This window comes from Pseudomonas sp. Marseille-Q5299 (assembly GCF_943737035.1).
GTDB lineage: Bacteria > Pseudomonadota > Gammaproteobacteria > Pseudomonadales > Pseudomonadaceae > Aquipseudomonas > Aquipseudomonas putida_E.
Genome location: NZ_CALSFR010000001.1, coordinates 511,798 through 526,019, shown reverse-complemented (window position 1 = coordinate 526,019; position 14,222 = coordinate 511,798). Strand labels below are relative to the sequence as shown.

At 62.1% G+C, this 14,222-nt stretch carries 12 protein-coding genes; 6 read left to right on the top strand and 6 right to left on the bottom strand.

Annotated elements, in window-relative coordinates; all coding sequences use genetic code 11:
- Positions 1-70 precede the first annotated feature (70 nt).
- Positions 71-964 (top strand): putrescine utilization regulator PtrR, encoded by an 894-nt coding sequence (gene ptrR / locus NGJ21_RS02270; protein ID WP_115274133.1) that lies wholly within the window; start codon positions 71-73, stop codon positions 962-964.
- 124 nt (positions 965-1,088) lie between these two features.
- Positions 1,089-1,217, top strand: a complete 129-nt coding sequence (locus NGJ21_RS25860) for a PA1414 family protein (protein WP_008090807.1) — start codon at positions 1,089-1,091, stop codon at positions 1,215-1,217.
- 147 nt (positions 1,218-1,364) lie between these two features.
- Here the strand turns inward: NGJ21_RS25860 and NGJ21_RS02265 are convergent, their stop codons facing one another.
- Positions 1,365-2,744, bottom strand: a complete 1,380-nt coding sequence (locus tag NGJ21_RS02265; protein ID WP_251961737.1) for a sodium:solute symporter family protein — start codon at positions 2,742-2,744, stop codon at positions 1,365-1,367.
- Positions 2,745-2,877: 133 nt separating this feature from the next.
- On the bottom strand, positions 2,878-3,828 hold the full coding sequence (speB, locus tag NGJ21_RS02260; protein ID WP_012315641.1) for an agmatinase: 951 nt from the start codon (positions 3,826-3,828) through the stop codon (positions 2,878-2,880).
- Between the two features lie 224 nt (positions 3,829-4,052).
- Here speB and NGJ21_RS02255 point away from each other — a divergent pair, with 224 nt between their 5' ends.
- From NGJ21_RS02255 to NGJ21_RS02245, 3 genes are all read left to right on the top strand, one after another.
- Positions 4,053-4,946 carry a LysR family transcriptional regulator gene (locus NGJ21_RS02255; RefSeq protein WP_115274135.1) on the top strand — a complete coding sequence of 298 codons (894 nt, stop codon included), beginning with the start codon at positions 4,053-4,055 and terminating at the stop codon, positions 4,944-4,946.
- 137 nt (positions 4,947-5,083) lie between these two features.
- Positions 5,084-6,649: a methyl-accepting chemotaxis protein gene (locus tag NGJ21_RS02250; RefSeq protein ID WP_251961736.1), complete on the top strand. Its 1,566-nt coding sequence runs from the start codon at positions 5,084-5,086 to the stop codon at positions 6,647-6,649.
- Positions 6,650-6,724: 75 nt separating this feature from the next.
- A complete protein-coding gene (locus NGJ21_RS02245; RefSeq protein ID WP_115274137.1) occupies positions 6,725-7,324 on the top strand; it encodes a tRNA-uridine aminocarboxypropyltransferase in 600 nt (199 codons plus the stop codon).
- A gap of 255 nt (positions 7,325-7,579) precedes the next feature.
- Here the strand turns inward: NGJ21_RS02245 and NGJ21_RS02240 are convergent, their stop codons facing one another.
- Positions 7,580-7,873, bottom strand: coding sequence for a hypothetical protein (locus tag NGJ21_RS02240; RefSeq protein ID WP_115274139.1), 294 nt, complete (start codon positions 7,871-7,873; stop codon positions 7,580-7,582).
- Positions 7,874-8,236: 363 nt separating this feature from the next.
- Between NGJ21_RS02240 and NGJ21_RS02235 the strand changes: the two genes are divergently transcribed.
- Entirely contained in the window at positions 8,237-9,148 is a 912-nt protein-coding gene (locus NGJ21_RS02235; protein WP_115274140.1) for an RHS repeat-associated core domain-containing protein, read from the top strand.
- A 94-nt stretch (positions 9,149-9,242) separates the two neighbouring features.
- Here NGJ21_RS02235 and NGJ21_RS02230 read toward each other — a convergent pair whose 3' ends face one another.
- The 3 genes from NGJ21_RS02230 to NGJ21_RS02220 all read right to left on the bottom strand — a co-directional run bounded on the left by NGJ21_RS02230 (position 9,243) and on the right by NGJ21_RS02220 (position 14,196).
- A complete protein-coding gene (locus tag NGJ21_RS02230; RefSeq protein WP_174142435.1) occupies positions 9,243-10,598 on the bottom strand; it encodes an HlyD family type I secretion periplasmic adaptor subunit in 1,356 nt (451 codons plus the stop codon).
- Positions 10,599-10,607: 9 nt separating this feature from the next.
- On the bottom strand, positions 10,608-12,743 hold the full coding sequence (locus NGJ21_RS02225; protein ID WP_115274142.1) for a type I secretion system permease/ATPase: 2,136 nt from the start codon (positions 12,741-12,743) through the stop codon (positions 10,608-10,610).
- Between the two features lie 79 nt (positions 12,744-12,822).
- Positions 12,823-14,196, bottom strand: coding sequence for a TolC family outer membrane protein (locus NGJ21_RS02220; RefSeq protein ID WP_046788077.1), 1,374 nt, complete (start codon positions 14,194-14,196; stop codon positions 12,823-12,825).
- Positions 14,197-14,222: the final 26 nt, after the last annotated feature.

Sequence of the window (14,222 nt, the reverse complement as noted above, 5' to 3'; positions counted from 1 at the left end):
AGGTTAGGGCGCTTTTGTTTTCAATAAAATTGAATAATGATGATCAAGTTGTTCTGTTTTGGAGAATGTCATGGAGTTCAGCCAGCTGCGTATCTTCCAGGCGGTCGCAGAGGAAGGTTCCATCACACGCGCCGCCGAGCGCCTGCACCGGGTGCCGTCGAACCTGTCCACGCGCTTGCGCCAGCTTGAAGAGCAACTGGGCGTGGAGCTTTTCTTGCGTGAACGCCAGCGCCTGCAGTTGTCCCCCGCTGGCAAGGTGCTGCTGGATTACGCCAACCGCCTGGCGGCGCTGCGTGACGAAGCCATGGCGGCGGTACAGGGCGGGCAGCCGGCCGGCGACTTCGTCCTGGGCACCATGTACAGCACGGCGGCCATTCACCTGCCCGCGCTGTTGGCGCGCTACCATCAGGCCTATCCGGCCGTTAACTTGCAGGTGCAGGCTGCCCCCAGTGGCGAGTTGCTCGAGGGGTTGCTCAGCCACCGCCTGGACGCCGCACTGGTGGACGGGCCTCCGAGCCTGGCGGGGCTCGATGGCGTGCCCTTGTGCGAAGAAGAACTGGTACTGATCACCAGCCCTGAACACCCAACAGTGCACAGCGCCAGGGATGTGGCGGGCAAGGCGGTGTTCACCTTCCGCCAGGGCTGCTCCTACCGGATGCGCCTGGAGGCGTGGTATGCCCATGCACATACGCCCATGGGGCGGGTAATGGAGATCGAGTCTTACCAGAGCATGCTGGCCTGTGTGATAGCCGGCGCGGGCGTGGCGCTGATGGCGCAATCGATGCTCGACAGCCTGCCGGGGCGTGACCGCGTGCGGGTCCATCGCCTGCAGGCGCCGTTCGATCAGGCGGTGACCTGGCTGATGTGGCGGCAGGGGATGCGAGGGGCGAATTTGCAGGCGTGGGTCGATTTGCAACAAAGCGAAACGATTAACCAGCCGTCGGAATCCACCGTTTCCGCTTGATCCGCGTCAAACTTGCCCCTATCTGTAAGTACAAGGGCATGCGTAATACAGGACATCGGGCTATGATCTGTATGAAACATCGCAGGATTGATTGACCGAGAGGCTGACCCGTCAAGGGGGCACTATGAAAAACCAAATGTTCAACTGGCTCCACGACTTGGCTGTCGCCCTGGGGCTGATACCACCACCCTTGCAGCCGGTGCCTATCCCGACTGATGAAGAGCAGCGCAGGCGCCAGCCGCGTCGTCGTTGAAACCAACAAAAGCCGCGATATCAGAGATGATGCCGTGGCTTTTTTGTTGGTTGTTTTCGGGGCGTTGTGCATGCGGTCGAGCGCATGCCTGGGTTGCGCCGGCACCTTTGGGATCGAGCGCTGCCTGGGCGACGCTCGATCTCACCCTCAAGCCAGCTTCATCGCTCCCACCGGTTTACGCGACAGCAGGCTGACCAGCACGAAGCTCACCAGGCCAACCGCCAGGCTGTAGTAGATCGGCGTATTGGCGTCTAGCCCGTCCTTGAACATGAACAACAGCGCCGTGGCAAAGCCCAGCGACATGCTGGCGATGGCCCCTGCAGTGGTCGCACGTTTCCAGAAGATCGCCCCGATCAGCGGGATCAGCATGCCGCCGACCAGCAGGTTGTAGGCCAGCGTCAGTGCGCTGATCACATCGTTCACCGCCAGGGCGATGCCCAACACCACCAAGCCGGTGAGCAGGGTGAACAGGCGGCTGACACCCAGGCTCGACTGCTTGCCGCCACGCAGTTTTGGCAACAGGTCTTCGGTAATGGTGGTCGAGGCAGCCAGCAGGCCGGCACTGGCGGTCGACATCATCGCTGCCAGGGCAGCGGCCATCAGCAGGCCACGGATACCATCAGGCAACTGGCTCTTGATCATCTCGGCGAATGCGTTGTTCGGGTTGGCCAGGTCCGGCATGAGCACGTGCGCGGCCATGCCGATCAGCGCGCAGGCCAGGCCATATAGCACGCAGTACAGGCCTGCAGTCGTGCCGGCGCGTTGGCAGACCTTCTCGTCACGGGCGGTGAACACCCGCTGCCAGATGTCCTGACCGATCAGGATGCCGAAGAAGTAGATCAGGAAGTAGGTGATGATGGTGTCCCAGCCGATGGTGGTCCAGGCGAAGCTGGCCGCCGGCAGCTTGGCTACCAGGGTGTCCCAGCCACCGGCGTTGTACAGGCACACCGGCAGCAGGATGAACATCAGGCCCACGGTCTTGATCACGAACTGGACGATATCGGTCAGGGTCAACGACCACATGCCGCCGATGGTCGAATAGACCACCACCACGCCGCCGCCGAGCAGCAGCGACATCCAGAACGGCAAGTCCAGCAACACCTGCAGGACAGTCGCCATGGCCAGGGTCGAGGTGACGCCGATCATCAGCGCATAGGCCAGCATGATTGCCGCACTGGCCTGGCGCGCCATGGGGTTGTAGCGACGTTCCAGTACCTGGGTCACGGTGAAGATCTTCAGGCGCAGCAGCGGTTTGGCGAGGAACAGGTTGAGGGCGATGATGCCCAGGCCCAGGGCTGCGCACAGCCAGAAACCGGAGATGCCATGCACATAGCCAAGGCGTACGGTGCCGACGGTGGAGGCGCCGCCGAGCACGGTGGTGGCCATGGTGCCCATGTACAAGGTCGGGCCCAGGTTGCGCCCTGCCACCAAGTAGTCTTCGTGGGTTTTTGCGCGCCGCATGCCATACCAGCCCAGCCCGAGCATGCCGGCGGTATAGATCATTACAACAATGATGTCCAAGGCCATTGGGGGTCTCCCGATTATCTTTATTATGGCGAGATCGACCGCTCAGGCGGCTTCACGGCGCCTGGCGGTCTTGTCTTGTGTTGGCGGGCCTCTGTGGCCCTCCCTCATGGCTCCTGCCGGGGTGCAGCAAGTTTCAGCGGCGCACGACGCCGGGCAGCACGCAGAGCATTTCGAACAGCAGGTTGGCACCGAGCAGCGAGGTGTTGCCGGTGGTGTCGTAAGGCGGGGAGACTTCGACAAGGTCACAGCCGATCAGGTCCAGGCCGTGGCAGCCGCGAATGATCTCCATCGCCTGGATGGTGGTCAAGCCGCCGATTTCCGGGGTGCCGGTGCCCGGGGCCCAGGCCGGGTCGATACCGTCGATGTCGAACGACAGGTACACCGGGCCTCCGCCGACTTTTTCGCGCACTTCGGCCATCAGCGGTTCCAGCGACTTGTGCCAGCACTCTTCGGCCTGTACCACGCGAAAGCCCTGGCGGCGGCTCCAGTTGAAGTCGTCGGCGGTGTAGCCCTGGGCGCGCAGGCCGATCTGGACCACGCGGTCGCAATCGAGCAGGCCCTCTTCCACCGCGCGGCGGAAGGTGGTGCCGTGGGCGATTTTCTCACCGAACATGTGATCGTTGACGTCGGCGTGGGCGTCGATGTGCACCAGGCCGATCTTGCCGTGCTTCTTGTGCAGGGCGCGCAGGATCGGCAGGGTGATGGTGTGGTCGCCACCCAGCGTCATCGGGATGACATTGTGCTCGACAATCTCGTCGTAGGCTTCTTCGATGATGCGCACGGCGTCGAGCAGGTTGAAGGTGTTGATCGCCACGTCACCGATGTCGGCCACCGACAGCGAGTCGAACGGGGCGGCACCGGTGGCCATGTTGTACGGGCGGATCATCACCGATTCGGCGCGGATCTGCCGTGGGCCGAAGCGGGTGCCGGAGCGCAGCGAGGTGCCGATGTCCAGCGGCACGCCGATGAACGCGGCGTCCAGGCCTTCGGCGCTTTGCAGGTGGGGGAGACGGAGCATGGTGGCGATGCCGCCGAAACGCGGCATTTCGTTGCCGCCCAGTGGTTGATGGAGAACTTTGTCCACGGTGGGCCTCATCAGTCGGTCGATTGTTTTGTTTGTTCGAACCTGTGCCGCCGCGCGCCTTGAAATGTGGTTATGCCGGCGGGCAGGGACATTTCGGCCAAGTCTGCTCAAGGTAGTGCGTGGGAAAAATCGCTACCGGCAAATACTTACTTCAGGAATTTCTGAACTAAACGCCATCGCAGCGGTTAGACTGCGCGCAAATGACACAGCGGAACCGTTGCACCATGGCCTCGACCTTGCCCGACCTGAAACTGCTGCGCATCTTTGTCAGCGTGGTGCGCCACCAAGGCTTCGCCAATGCCCAGCGCGATCTCAACCTGTCGACCTCGGCCATCAGTACCTACATGAGCCAGCTCGAAGGCGCCTTGGGCATCGTGCTGTGCCACCGCGGGCGTGGCGGTTTCAGCCTGACCAGCAAGGGCGAGCTGTTCCATCAGGAGACCTTGCGCCTGCTGGCGGAGCTCGATGGCTTCGAGCAATACGCCGCAGCGCTCAAGGGTGAGCTGCGCGGTACGCTCAACCTCGGGGTAATCGACTCAACCGTGGGCGACCGCGCGCTGCCGTTGGCTGAAGCGATCGGAGCCTACAGCCAGGAGCACCCGGCGGTGCACCTGCACCTTTCGGTATCCAGCCCCTATGAGCTGCAGCTTGGCGTGCAGGACAACCGCCTGGACCTGGCTATCGGGGCGTTCTCCTCGCGCATGAGTGGCCTGGTTTACCAGCCGCTGTACCGCGAGCAGCATTGGTTGTACTGCAGCAGCCGCCACCCGTTGTTCGCCGAGCGGCGTATCCCCGAACCGGTGGTGACCCAGCAGCGCATGGTCGGGCGCGGTTACTGGAGCCAGGCGGAGTTGGCCCGGCATGGCTTCAAACACAGCGCGGCGACCGTCGAAAGCATGGAGGCGCAGCTCATTCTGATCCTGTCAGGTGCCTATATCGGCTACCTGCCCGAGCACTATGCCCAGGCTTGGGTCGACAAGGGCGACCTGCGCGTATTGTCTCCGGCCACTTTCGGCTATCAGGCGCCATTTTCGCTGATCGTCCGCCGCGGTCGCAGCCGTGAACCCTTGATTCAGACCTTCCGTGACCTGCTCAAAAGCCAGCTCAATGTTGGCTGATGAACAGGACGTTTTGGTCATTCCGTCGGCATGAATAAATTTCCTACAAACCTGACTACTACGCTGATGGCGTTCTGCTAAACCTCTACTTGCTTTGATGATTTTCCCCTTCATCTACACAAGCAAGGACCGCCCAGATGCGCATGAATTTGCCCGTCACTGAGCATGAAAGAACGTTTTCCAGCGACCAGCGGCTGATCTCTACCACCGACCTGAACAGCCGCATCACCTACTGCAACGACGCGTTCGTGGCCATCAGCGGGTTCACCTACGACGAGCTGGTGGGCCAGACCCACAACCTGGTGCGTCACCCCGACATGCCACCGGCGGTTTTCGGGCATATGTGGGACACCATCAAACAAGGCAAACCCTGGATGGGCGTGGTGAAGAATCGCGCCAAGAACGGTGATTTCTACTGGGTGAGTGCTTATGTCACCGCCATTTATGAAAACGGCCGCATCAGCGGCTACGAGTCGGTGCGTTCGGTGCCCAGCCGTGAGCAGATCCGCCGCGCAGAACGGCTGTATGCGCGTCTGCGCGCCGGTCGCCCGGCTGTAGCCTGGGCCGCGCGGCTGGGGCGTGCCGTTGGCGATGGCTGGCCGCTGATCGGCGCAGGCCTGTTGTCGGCCGCCGGCTACCTTTGGTTACCACCCTATGCAGCGCTGGGCGTGCTGATGGCCAGTATGCTGTTGGCCTGGTACCTGATTGAACAACGGCATAACCAGGCGATCCGCCGCACACTGGCCGAACATCCCAAGGCCTTCACCAGCCCGCTGGTTGCGCTGACGTACAGTGACAATCCGGGCCTGCACGGCCAGCTCGACCTGGCGATCATCAGCGAGGAAGCGAGGCTGCAAACCGCCCTGACACGCCTGGTGGACGCCGGCGTCGGCGTGAAGTCGCGGGCCGCCCAGTCAGCCGACCTGTCCGATGCCCAGGCGCAGATGCTCGACCGCCAACGCAGTGAGACCGATCAGTCGGCCACCGCCATTGCGCAGATGGCGGCGACCATTCAGGAAGTGACGCATAACGTGCAAAGCACCGCGCATGCTGCGGGCGATGCCGATCAGTTGGCGCAGCAGGGCAGCGAACTGGCCCAGCAGAGCCTCAAGGCGATGGGCAGCATGAGTGAGGCGGTCAGCGACATCGGTCAGGCGGTCAATGCCTTGGCTCAGCAGACCCAGTCGATCGGCAGTGTGGTCGACACCATCACCTCGATTGCCGAACAGACCAATTTGCTGGCGCTCAATGCCGCGATCGAGGCGGCGCGGGCGGGTGAGCAGGGCAGGGGCTTTGCCGTGGTGGCCGATGAGGTGCGCTCGCTGGCGCAGCGCACGCGTACCTCGACCGAGGAAATCCACCAGATCATTGCCTCCCTGCGCGTTGGCGCCGAGCGGGCGGTAAGCACGGCCAGCCGCGGTGAGCAGATCTCACGGGACAGCGTGCACAGTGTCGAGGCGGTGCAGTCGGCGCTGGCCGGGATTGCCCAGGCGGTCAGCCGCATCACCGGCATGAGCCAGCAGATGGCGACGGCGTCGGAGCAGCAGAGCCACGTGGCCGAAGACATCAACCAGCAGATCGTGCGCATCGCCCAGCTGTGTGACCAGACGGCAGGGCAGGCCAAGCAGGGGGCTGAAATCAGCCAGGACCTGGAGCGAATGGCCGAGTATCTGCACAGCCTGGCAGAGCGCTTCAACCGCTGATTTACCGCCTTTCCCACATGGATGTGGGGCTTTTCCTCAGGGCTGTGGCACACTGCGCCCGGTAAGGAGAAACCGATGTCCAGACCCCGCTGCGAGCGCTGCCTGCGCCCGCTCGATCACTGCCTTTGCCCACTGATCCCCTCGCTCGACAGCCGCACCCGCGTGGTCCTGCTGCAGCACCCCAGTGAAACCTCGCACGCCCTGAATACCGCACGCCTGGCTGCCCTTGGCCTGGTCAATGCCGAGTTGCGCGTGGGCGAGGTGTTTGAAGACCTGGGTGATTTGCTGGATGCACCTGAGTATCGGCCGGTGCTGTTGTTCCCAGGTGAGCAGGCCCAAGTGCTTGCAGCCTACGGCGATACAGACGACAGGCCGCTCATGCTGATTGTCCCTGATGGCACCTGGCGCAAGGCTCGCAAGCTTTTGTACCTCAATCCGCTGCTCGAAGCGTTGCCCAGGGTGACGCTGGCGCAGGTGGCGCCCTCGCGCTACCGCGTGCGCAAGGCGCCGGAGCCGGGAGCGGTGTCGACCATAGAGGCGGTGGTGCAGGCATTGAATGTGCTGGAGCAGCCGGCCTGTTTCGATGAGTTGCTGCGCCCGTTCGAAGTGTTGATCGAGGGGCAGATCAGGGCAATGGGGCCTGAGACGTTCCAAAGAAATCACGGTGAAGGCTGACACCTGCACTGTCAGTGCCGTTCTCTCCTCACGATTGCAGGCGCTTTGTGTGTGCCCGCAGCTTCGTGCCATTGCGGCTGTGCGTGGGAGGACTTCGGGTCTGCCGGGTTCCAAGTTCCCGGTTCGCCGATCTGCGTACAGCAGTGTCCCGAATGGGGTGGTTCGTTAATCGCTAAGCCGAAGAACCATTGGTGAGACAAATCGAGTGGATAAACGAATCAAGCGTCCGGGACACTAGGCATTTAAAATGGCCGTCTACTTTTTCAAGGCCAGGCTGATGCCTTCATCCCCACTCTCGTAGCGGCAAATCACCGACGTTTTTGTATCTTTCTTGTTCTTCAGTTCAAATGCGCTGAGATCCGACTCCGACGCGTTAGGGGTGAAGCCAGCCCATTGACCGTCGTTATTTTTTACGCTGTAAGCGATGCCTTCCATACCGTCTTGTTCATCGGCAGATTGAGTGATGCTTGTAACTTTCGGGCAATCTGCTGCAAATGCATTACCCATTGCCAGCACTGTTGCGATACCTACTGCGGCGATAATACGCATGTGACCTACTCCTTCAGGTGATTGAGCGTTCAGCATGGTGGCTCTCGTTACATATCGCTACTGGCAAAAATGCCGGGTTGACGTGGCAACAGTCGTTGGCTGTACCGGCCTTCGTCGCCTGCAAGCTTGGCCTTGAGCCGCTTGAAGATGCGCCTACCGGCGAAATTATGGTGGCGCGGTTGCGTCCGTTCGAGGTGTTGATCGAGAGGCAGGTCAGGGCGATGGGGACTGAGGCGTTCCAGAGAAATCATGGTGAGGGCTGACACCGGCACTCGGAATTTAACTGATAATTTTGCTAGTTTGCGCGGCGATCGGGTTCGGTGATGCTGGGAGGCATTCTTACTTGGCATCCGAGCAACCATCATGATCAGAATCTGGTATCAGAATCAGGGTGTAGCCTTTACGGTTAAGGCCGGCAAGCACGTCTACTCCCTGATGCGGGGGCAGGGTTTCGTTGTAGGGCAGGTGAGTGGGAGTTCCACCGGTGTCGCCAACGCGCGCTTGATCGGCACCGATGGCATGGGCTCACCGCTATTGATTCTGGACCCGCTGTGTAAAGAGCGTCACAGCTATACAGCGTATGGGTACGATGCATTGCTGACTGAAAGTACCGTACTGGGATTCAACGGCCAGCTGTCTTGTATGTTGAAGCATGCCTATTTGTTGGGGAATGGTTACAGGGTCTACAGTACCGCGTTGATGAGGTTCTTTTCGGCGGACCGATTGAGTCCCTTTGCGGCGGGCGGTTTGAACGCATACGCCTACGTGCAGGGTGACCCGGTCAATCGAGATGATCCTACCGGCCGAATGTTCAGATGGGTCAAAAAACTTATACCGGGCAAGTCGGTAGCCATTGACGTACAAAACTCTGACGTAGAAAACCCTGCCATCACGCTCCCGGCAATGAGCTCAAATCCACCGGCCTCGGTCAGTTTTGTTAATGAAATCTCGTCTACGCCACCTCGTATGGCGCCTTTACTGGTCATTCTGAAACAAAATAGTCCTGCTACTGACCTGTTGCTGGGGCACGTGGGGAACAAGGGTCTGATGCAACTAGGGCGTGTATCACGCGACGCGTCGAATGCAGTGAGCCTTCATTTGTCCAGAACTCACGCCGGGCCGCAACAGGTTGCCATGGCAAACCAGTTCGCGCTGACCGAGCGGGCACGCATCTTTGCTGGTTTGGCCGCACAAAAGCTGATGAATAGAGAGGTGCCGCTTGCGCCCATGACTCCAGCTCAAGCGATGGAGCACGTCCGACTCAACATTGTGTGAGCGTTTGCGCAAGGCGCCGAAACAAACGCAGCATCGCGATGCGCCGGGGCCTATCAGTTCTTTTTTTGTGTGCGGGCCGGTAACGGCCTGCCTTTCACCGCTCCCGCAACGCCTCGGTCCGTGCCTTGAGCACCGGCTTGAGCAGATAATCCAGCACACTCTTCTGCCCGGTGATGATATCCACCGTGGCCACCATCCCGGGGATGATCAGCAGCGGCTTGTTATCGCCGCCCAAGTGGTTCTTCTCGGTGCGCACCTGAATCAGGTAAAACGCATTGCCCTTGTCATCGGTCACGGTATCGGCACCGATCAACTCAAGCTTGGCCTTCATGCCGCCATAAATGGTGTAGTCATACGCACTGAACTTCACCATCGCCGGCTGCCCCGGGTGCAGGAATGCCACGTCCTGTGGCCGCACCTTGGCTTCGATCAGCAGGTTGTCCTCGATCGGCACGATCTCCACCAGGTCGCTGCCTGGCTGCACCACCCCGCCAATTGTGTTGACTTTGAGCATCTTGACGATGCCATGCACCGGCGAAACCACGGTAGTGCGGTTGACCCGGTCGTCGATGGCGATGCTGGTGGCGGTGATCTTCGATAGCTCCGTGCGTTTGTCGTTGAGCTCCTTGGCGGCCTCGGAGCGGAAGCTGGCGTCCGATTCCTGGATCTTGCTCCTGATCTCGGCCACGGCTGCCTCGGCGCGGGGGATGGCCAGGCTGGTGGCGTTGAGCTGGCCGCGCGCTTCCACGGTACGTTGCTTGAGGCGCAGGATTTCTACCGGTGAAATGGCACCCTTGCTAACCAGAGGCGCGGACATGTCCAGTTCCTGCTGCAGCAGGCCTACCGCCGAACGGTACTGTTCGACCTTGGAACGGAACTCGGCCAATTCCTGGGTCTTTTGTCGCAACTGCTCGTTGAGGGTCTGCTTTTCACTGGCCAGGCGGCGCTGGCGCGAGTCGTACAGCGACAGTTCGTCCTCGGCTACCTGGGGCGCCTTGGCGCGGACCTCCTCGGACAGCACAAAGGGCCGCCCTTCGGCTTCGGCGGACAGCCGCTCGACCTGGGCGGTCAGGGCATAGCGGTCGGCCTCGCTTTCACCTTTGTTGGACTTGAACCGCGTGTCGTCCAGGCGCAGCAGGGTGGCGCCTTTGTCCACCATCTGGCCTTCGCGCACGAAAATCTCAGTGACGATGCCGCCCTCCAGGTTCTGCACCACCTGCACCTTGCTCGAAGGGATCGCCTTGCCTTCGCCGACGGTTACCTCGTCGAGCACTGCCAGGCTCGCCCAGGTCAAGGCCGCGAGCAGTAGCGCCGCTGCCAGCCACACGGTCAGGCGTGACAGGCGCGGGGAATCTTGCAGGGTGGCGCTGGCCAGCTCTGGCATGTAGTCGTGTTCGGTGCGCTTGTCGGCGCTGCTGTGGGAACTGCGCACGCTGTGGCCGATGGGCATGGAAACCTCCTAGAGAGCTGCGCCGATGCGGCCCTTGCGCAGGGCATCGATAACCGCATCCTTTGGCCCGTCGGCGACGATCTTGCCGTTGTCCAGTACCAGCAGCCGGTCCACCAGGCTAAGCATCGAGGTGCGGTGGGTGACCAGCAGCAGGGTCTTGCCGGGCACCCAGTTCAGCAGTCGCTGGCGCAGTTGCTCTTCGCTGCTGTTGTCCATGTGGCTGGTGGGTTCGTCGAGGATCAGGATGGGTGGCTCCAGCAACAGCGCGCGGGCCAGCAGCACGGCCTGGCGCTGCCCGCCGGAAAGCAATTGGCCACGTTCGCCCACCGGGCGGTCGAAACCCTGCGGGTGCTGGCGGGCCAGCTCGCTGACGCCGGTCAGTTCGGCCACTTCGAGCATGCGCGCATCGCTTACGTGGCGGGCACCGAGGGTCAGGTTGTCACGCAGGCTGCCGGCCAGCAGCGGCAGGTCATGGGCGACGTAGCCAAGCTGGCTGCGCAGGTCGGCGATGTCCAGTTGGCGCAGGTCGAGGTTGTCCAGCAATACCTGGCCTTCTTCCGGGTGATGGAAGCCCATCAGCAGGCGGCCCAGGGTGCTTTTGCCCGAGCCGCTGCGGCCGATGATGCCAATCCGCTCACCCGGCTTTATGGCCACGTTCACATCCTGCAGTGCCGGGCTGGTCTGTGCCGGGTAGCGGAAGCTGACATGGCTGAGGGTCAGGCCGCCCTTGAGCGCGGTGTGCTCCAGGGCTTGCTGTTCGGCCTGGCGTTCTTGCGGCAGGGCCATCAGGGCATCGGTGCTGCGCATCGTCAGTTGCGCTTGCTGATAGCGGGTGATCAGCCCTGCAATCTGGCCGAGCGGTGCCAGCACCCGGCTACCGAGCATGTAGCTGGCGACCAGGGCGCCGACACTGAGGTTGCCAGCGATGATGCTGTACACCCCGGCGACGATGGTGGCCATGCCGCAGAACTGCTGGATGAACAGCGTGCCGTTGCTGGCCAGCGACGACAGGTTGCGGGCGTGGGCGTCGAGGCGGGCCATGGCGCCATTGGTGTGTTCCCACTGGTACTGGCGCTCGCTCTCGGCACCGCAGGCCTTGAGGGTTTCCAGGCCGCCGAGGGTTTCGATCAGCAGTGCCTGGCGTACCGCACCGAGGCTGAGGCTTTTTTGCACGGTGTCGCGCAGGCGTGCCTGAATGAACAGGGCAAAGCCCACCGCCAGCGGGAAGGCGATCAGTGGGATCAGTACCAGCCAGCCGCCCAGCAGGCCGATCACCAGTAGCATGAGGGCGACGAAGGGCAGGTCGATGATGCTGGTCAGGGTGACTGCGGTGAGGAATTCGCGCAGGCCCTGGAAGTCATGGATGCTCTGGGCGAAGCCGCCGATGCTGGCAGGTTTGGCTTTCATGGCCATGCCGGTGATGCGTTCGAACAGGGCGGCGGAGAGGATCAGGTCGGTCTTCTTGCCGGCCTGGTCCAGCAGGTGGGCGCGGACCATGCGCAGCACCAGCTCGAAGGCGGTGCCGATGAACAGGCCAGCGACCAGCACCCATAAGGTCGAAAGTGCCTGGTTGGGTACCACGCGATCGTAGGTCTGCATCACGAACAGCGGCACCATCAGGCCCAGCAGGTTGATCAGCAGGCTGGCCAGCAGGGCATCGCCGTACAGCCAGCGGGAATGGCGCAAGGTATCGCGGAACCAGGCCTCCACCCGCGGCAGCAGCGGTGAGCGGACTTCCTCCAGGGTATGACGGGGTCGTGCGAACAAAGCGTGACCTGCGTAGGCCTGTTCCAGCGCCTCGCGCTCTACCCATTGTTCGCCGCCCTCAGCCTCGCAGGGCAGGATCAGCGCCCGGCCATCTTCGCCCCAGCGCTGCAGCACGGCGCTGCGGCCGTCGTTGAGCAACAGCAGCACCGGCAGGTTGAGCGGCGAAATGGCCGCCAGCTCACGCTGCAGCACACGGCCTTGCAAACCGGCACGCGCCGCAGCGCGTGGCAGCAAATCCGCACCCAGGCGTTGCTGGAGCAGTGGCAGCCCACTGCTCAGGCTGGCGCGGCTGGCCGGCCGACCGTGCAGGCGGCACAGAATCAGCAGGCCATCTAGCAGGGGGTCATCGACATCGGGGCGCGGTTGTGCGCTTTGCATACTGGTCACGATGAACTACTCCCGCCACGGTGTAAGGGGGATGAGGCGCGGTGCTGAGTGCCAGTTGCGTGGGGCTGGCTCAACGCATGTCGGGCAACCTGGCCTCGGTGCGTACGTCGTTGTTGGCGATGGCCTCCGGCGGCAGTGAAATACGCTGTTTGCTCAACAGCTCACCCATGGTCGCCAGCACGCGATACATCGAGTACTCCTCGGTGTAACGCACCTCGGTGTAACGGCGGTTGGCGTTGTACAGCTCATTCTCGCTGTCCAGCACATCGAGCAGGGTGCGTTGGCCCAGGCCGAACTGGTCCTGATAGGCGGCGCGCACACGTTGCGTCGTTTCTGCGTACTCGCGGGCGGTAGGGGTCTGTTTACGGGCGTTGTTCATGGCGTTCCAGGCCAGGCTGAGGTTTTCGGTCAGCTCGCGCAGCGCGTTGTTGCGGATGTCCAGTGCCTGGTTGATCTTGTGCGCGTCGGACTGCAGGCGGGCCTTGTCGCTGCCGCCGCGGAACAGGTTGTAGCTGAGTTCGACGCCGGCCTGCCAGTCGTTGTTGCTGTGGCCTTTTTCGCCACCGAGGTTGTTGTTGGCGCCGGTGGCCAGCACCGCGTCCAGCCGTGGGTAGAAAGGCGATTTGGCCACTTCGTACTGCTGCTCGGCGGCATTGACGTCGGCCTGGGCAGATTTCAAGTAGGGGTTGTTCTGGCGCATGCCTTCGCGCGCCTCGTCCAGAGTGCCAGGCATTTCCACCTTGACCGATTGCGGGCCTTCCAGCTCATCCGGCAGGCGGCCGACCACGCTGTAGAAGTTGGCCTCGGCATCGGCCAGGTCGACCTCGGCGGTGTCCAGGTTGTTTTCCGCCAGAGCCCGGCGTGCGCGGGATTGGTCAAGGTCGGCGGTGCTGCCTACGCCCCGCTCGCTACGCAGGCCTATCTGATCGCTGACGCGCAGGTGCGCCTGCAGGTTGTTCTTTGCCAGGGTCACCAACTCTCGGCGCTTCAGCACTTCCAGGTACACCTCGATGGCGCGCAGGGCGACATCTTGTGCGACGGCCTGAGTGTAGTAGGCGCGGGAGGTGGCCACCGCCTCGGTACGGCCCACTTCGTTGGCTGTGTTGAAACCATCGAAGATCATTTGCCGAAGGCGCAACTCCGACTGGGTGTAGTTCAGGGTTTCTTTGTTGTGGTTGCGGGTACCGTCAGCGTTCAGGCCGCGGGTATTGATGTTGTCCGAGCGCTGTCTGCCGTACCCGGCTACCAGGTCCACGGTTGGATAGTACCCACCACGGGCAAATTTCACGTCCTCGTCGGCTGACAACCTGCTGTTGCGGTTGGAGCTTATTTCCGGGTGGTAGTCCACGGCGCTCTGGACAGCCTCGGTGAGCGACATCGCCTGAACGTTGGCGCACGCCATGGCCAACAGAATTGCACTGGTGATGGGGTTGAACCTGCGCATGGGGTACTTCTCCCTGATCTCAAAGT

What these genes read in the sequence shown, in the direction of transcription:
- NGJ21_RS02225 (WP_115274142.1), bottom strand. Translation starts at nt 12,743, where the DNA reads ATGCAAAGCGCACAACCGCGCCCCGATGTCGATGACCCCCTGCTAGAT.
- NGJ21_RS02250 (WP_251961736.1), top strand. Translation starts at nt 5,084, where the DNA reads ATGCGCATGAATTTGCCCGTCACTGAGCATGAAAGAACGTTTTCCAGC.
- NGJ21_RS02235 (WP_115274140.1), top strand. Translation starts at nt 8,237, where the DNA reads ATGATCAGAATCTGGTATCAGAATCAGGGTGTAGCCTTTACGGTTAAG.
- ptrR (WP_115274133.1), top strand. Translation starts at nt 71, where the DNA reads ATGGAGTTCAGCCAGCTGCGTATCTTCCAGGCGGTCGCAGAGGAAGGT.
- NGJ21_RS02245 (WP_115274137.1), top strand. Translation starts at nt 6,725, where the DNA reads ATGTCCAGACCCCGCTGCGAGCGCTGCCTGCGCCCGCTCGATCACTGC.
- NGJ21_RS25860 (WP_008090807.1), top strand. Translation starts at nt 1,089, where the DNA reads ATGAAAAACCAAATGTTCAACTGGCTCCACGACTTGGCTGTCGCCCTG.
- NGJ21_RS02240 (WP_115274139.1), bottom strand. Translation starts at nt 7,873, where the DNA reads ATGCGTATTATCGCCGCAGTAGGTATCGCAACAGTGCTGGCAATGGGT.
- NGJ21_RS02265 (WP_251961737.1), bottom strand. Translation starts at nt 2,744, where the DNA reads ATGGCCTTGGACATCATTGTTGTAATGATCTATACCGCCGGCATGCTC.
- NGJ21_RS02230 (WP_174142435.1), bottom strand. Translation starts at nt 10,598, where the DNA reads ATGCCCATCGGCCACAGCGTGCGCAGTTCCCACAGCAGCGCCGACAAG.
- NGJ21_RS02255 (WP_115274135.1), top strand. Translation starts at nt 4,053, where the DNA reads ATGGCCTCGACCTTGCCCGACCTGAAACTGCTGCGCATCTTTGTCAGC.
- NGJ21_RS02220 (WP_046788077.1), bottom strand. Translation starts at nt 14,196, where the DNA reads ATGCGCAGGTTCAACCCCATCACCAGTGCAATTCTGTTGGCCATGGCG.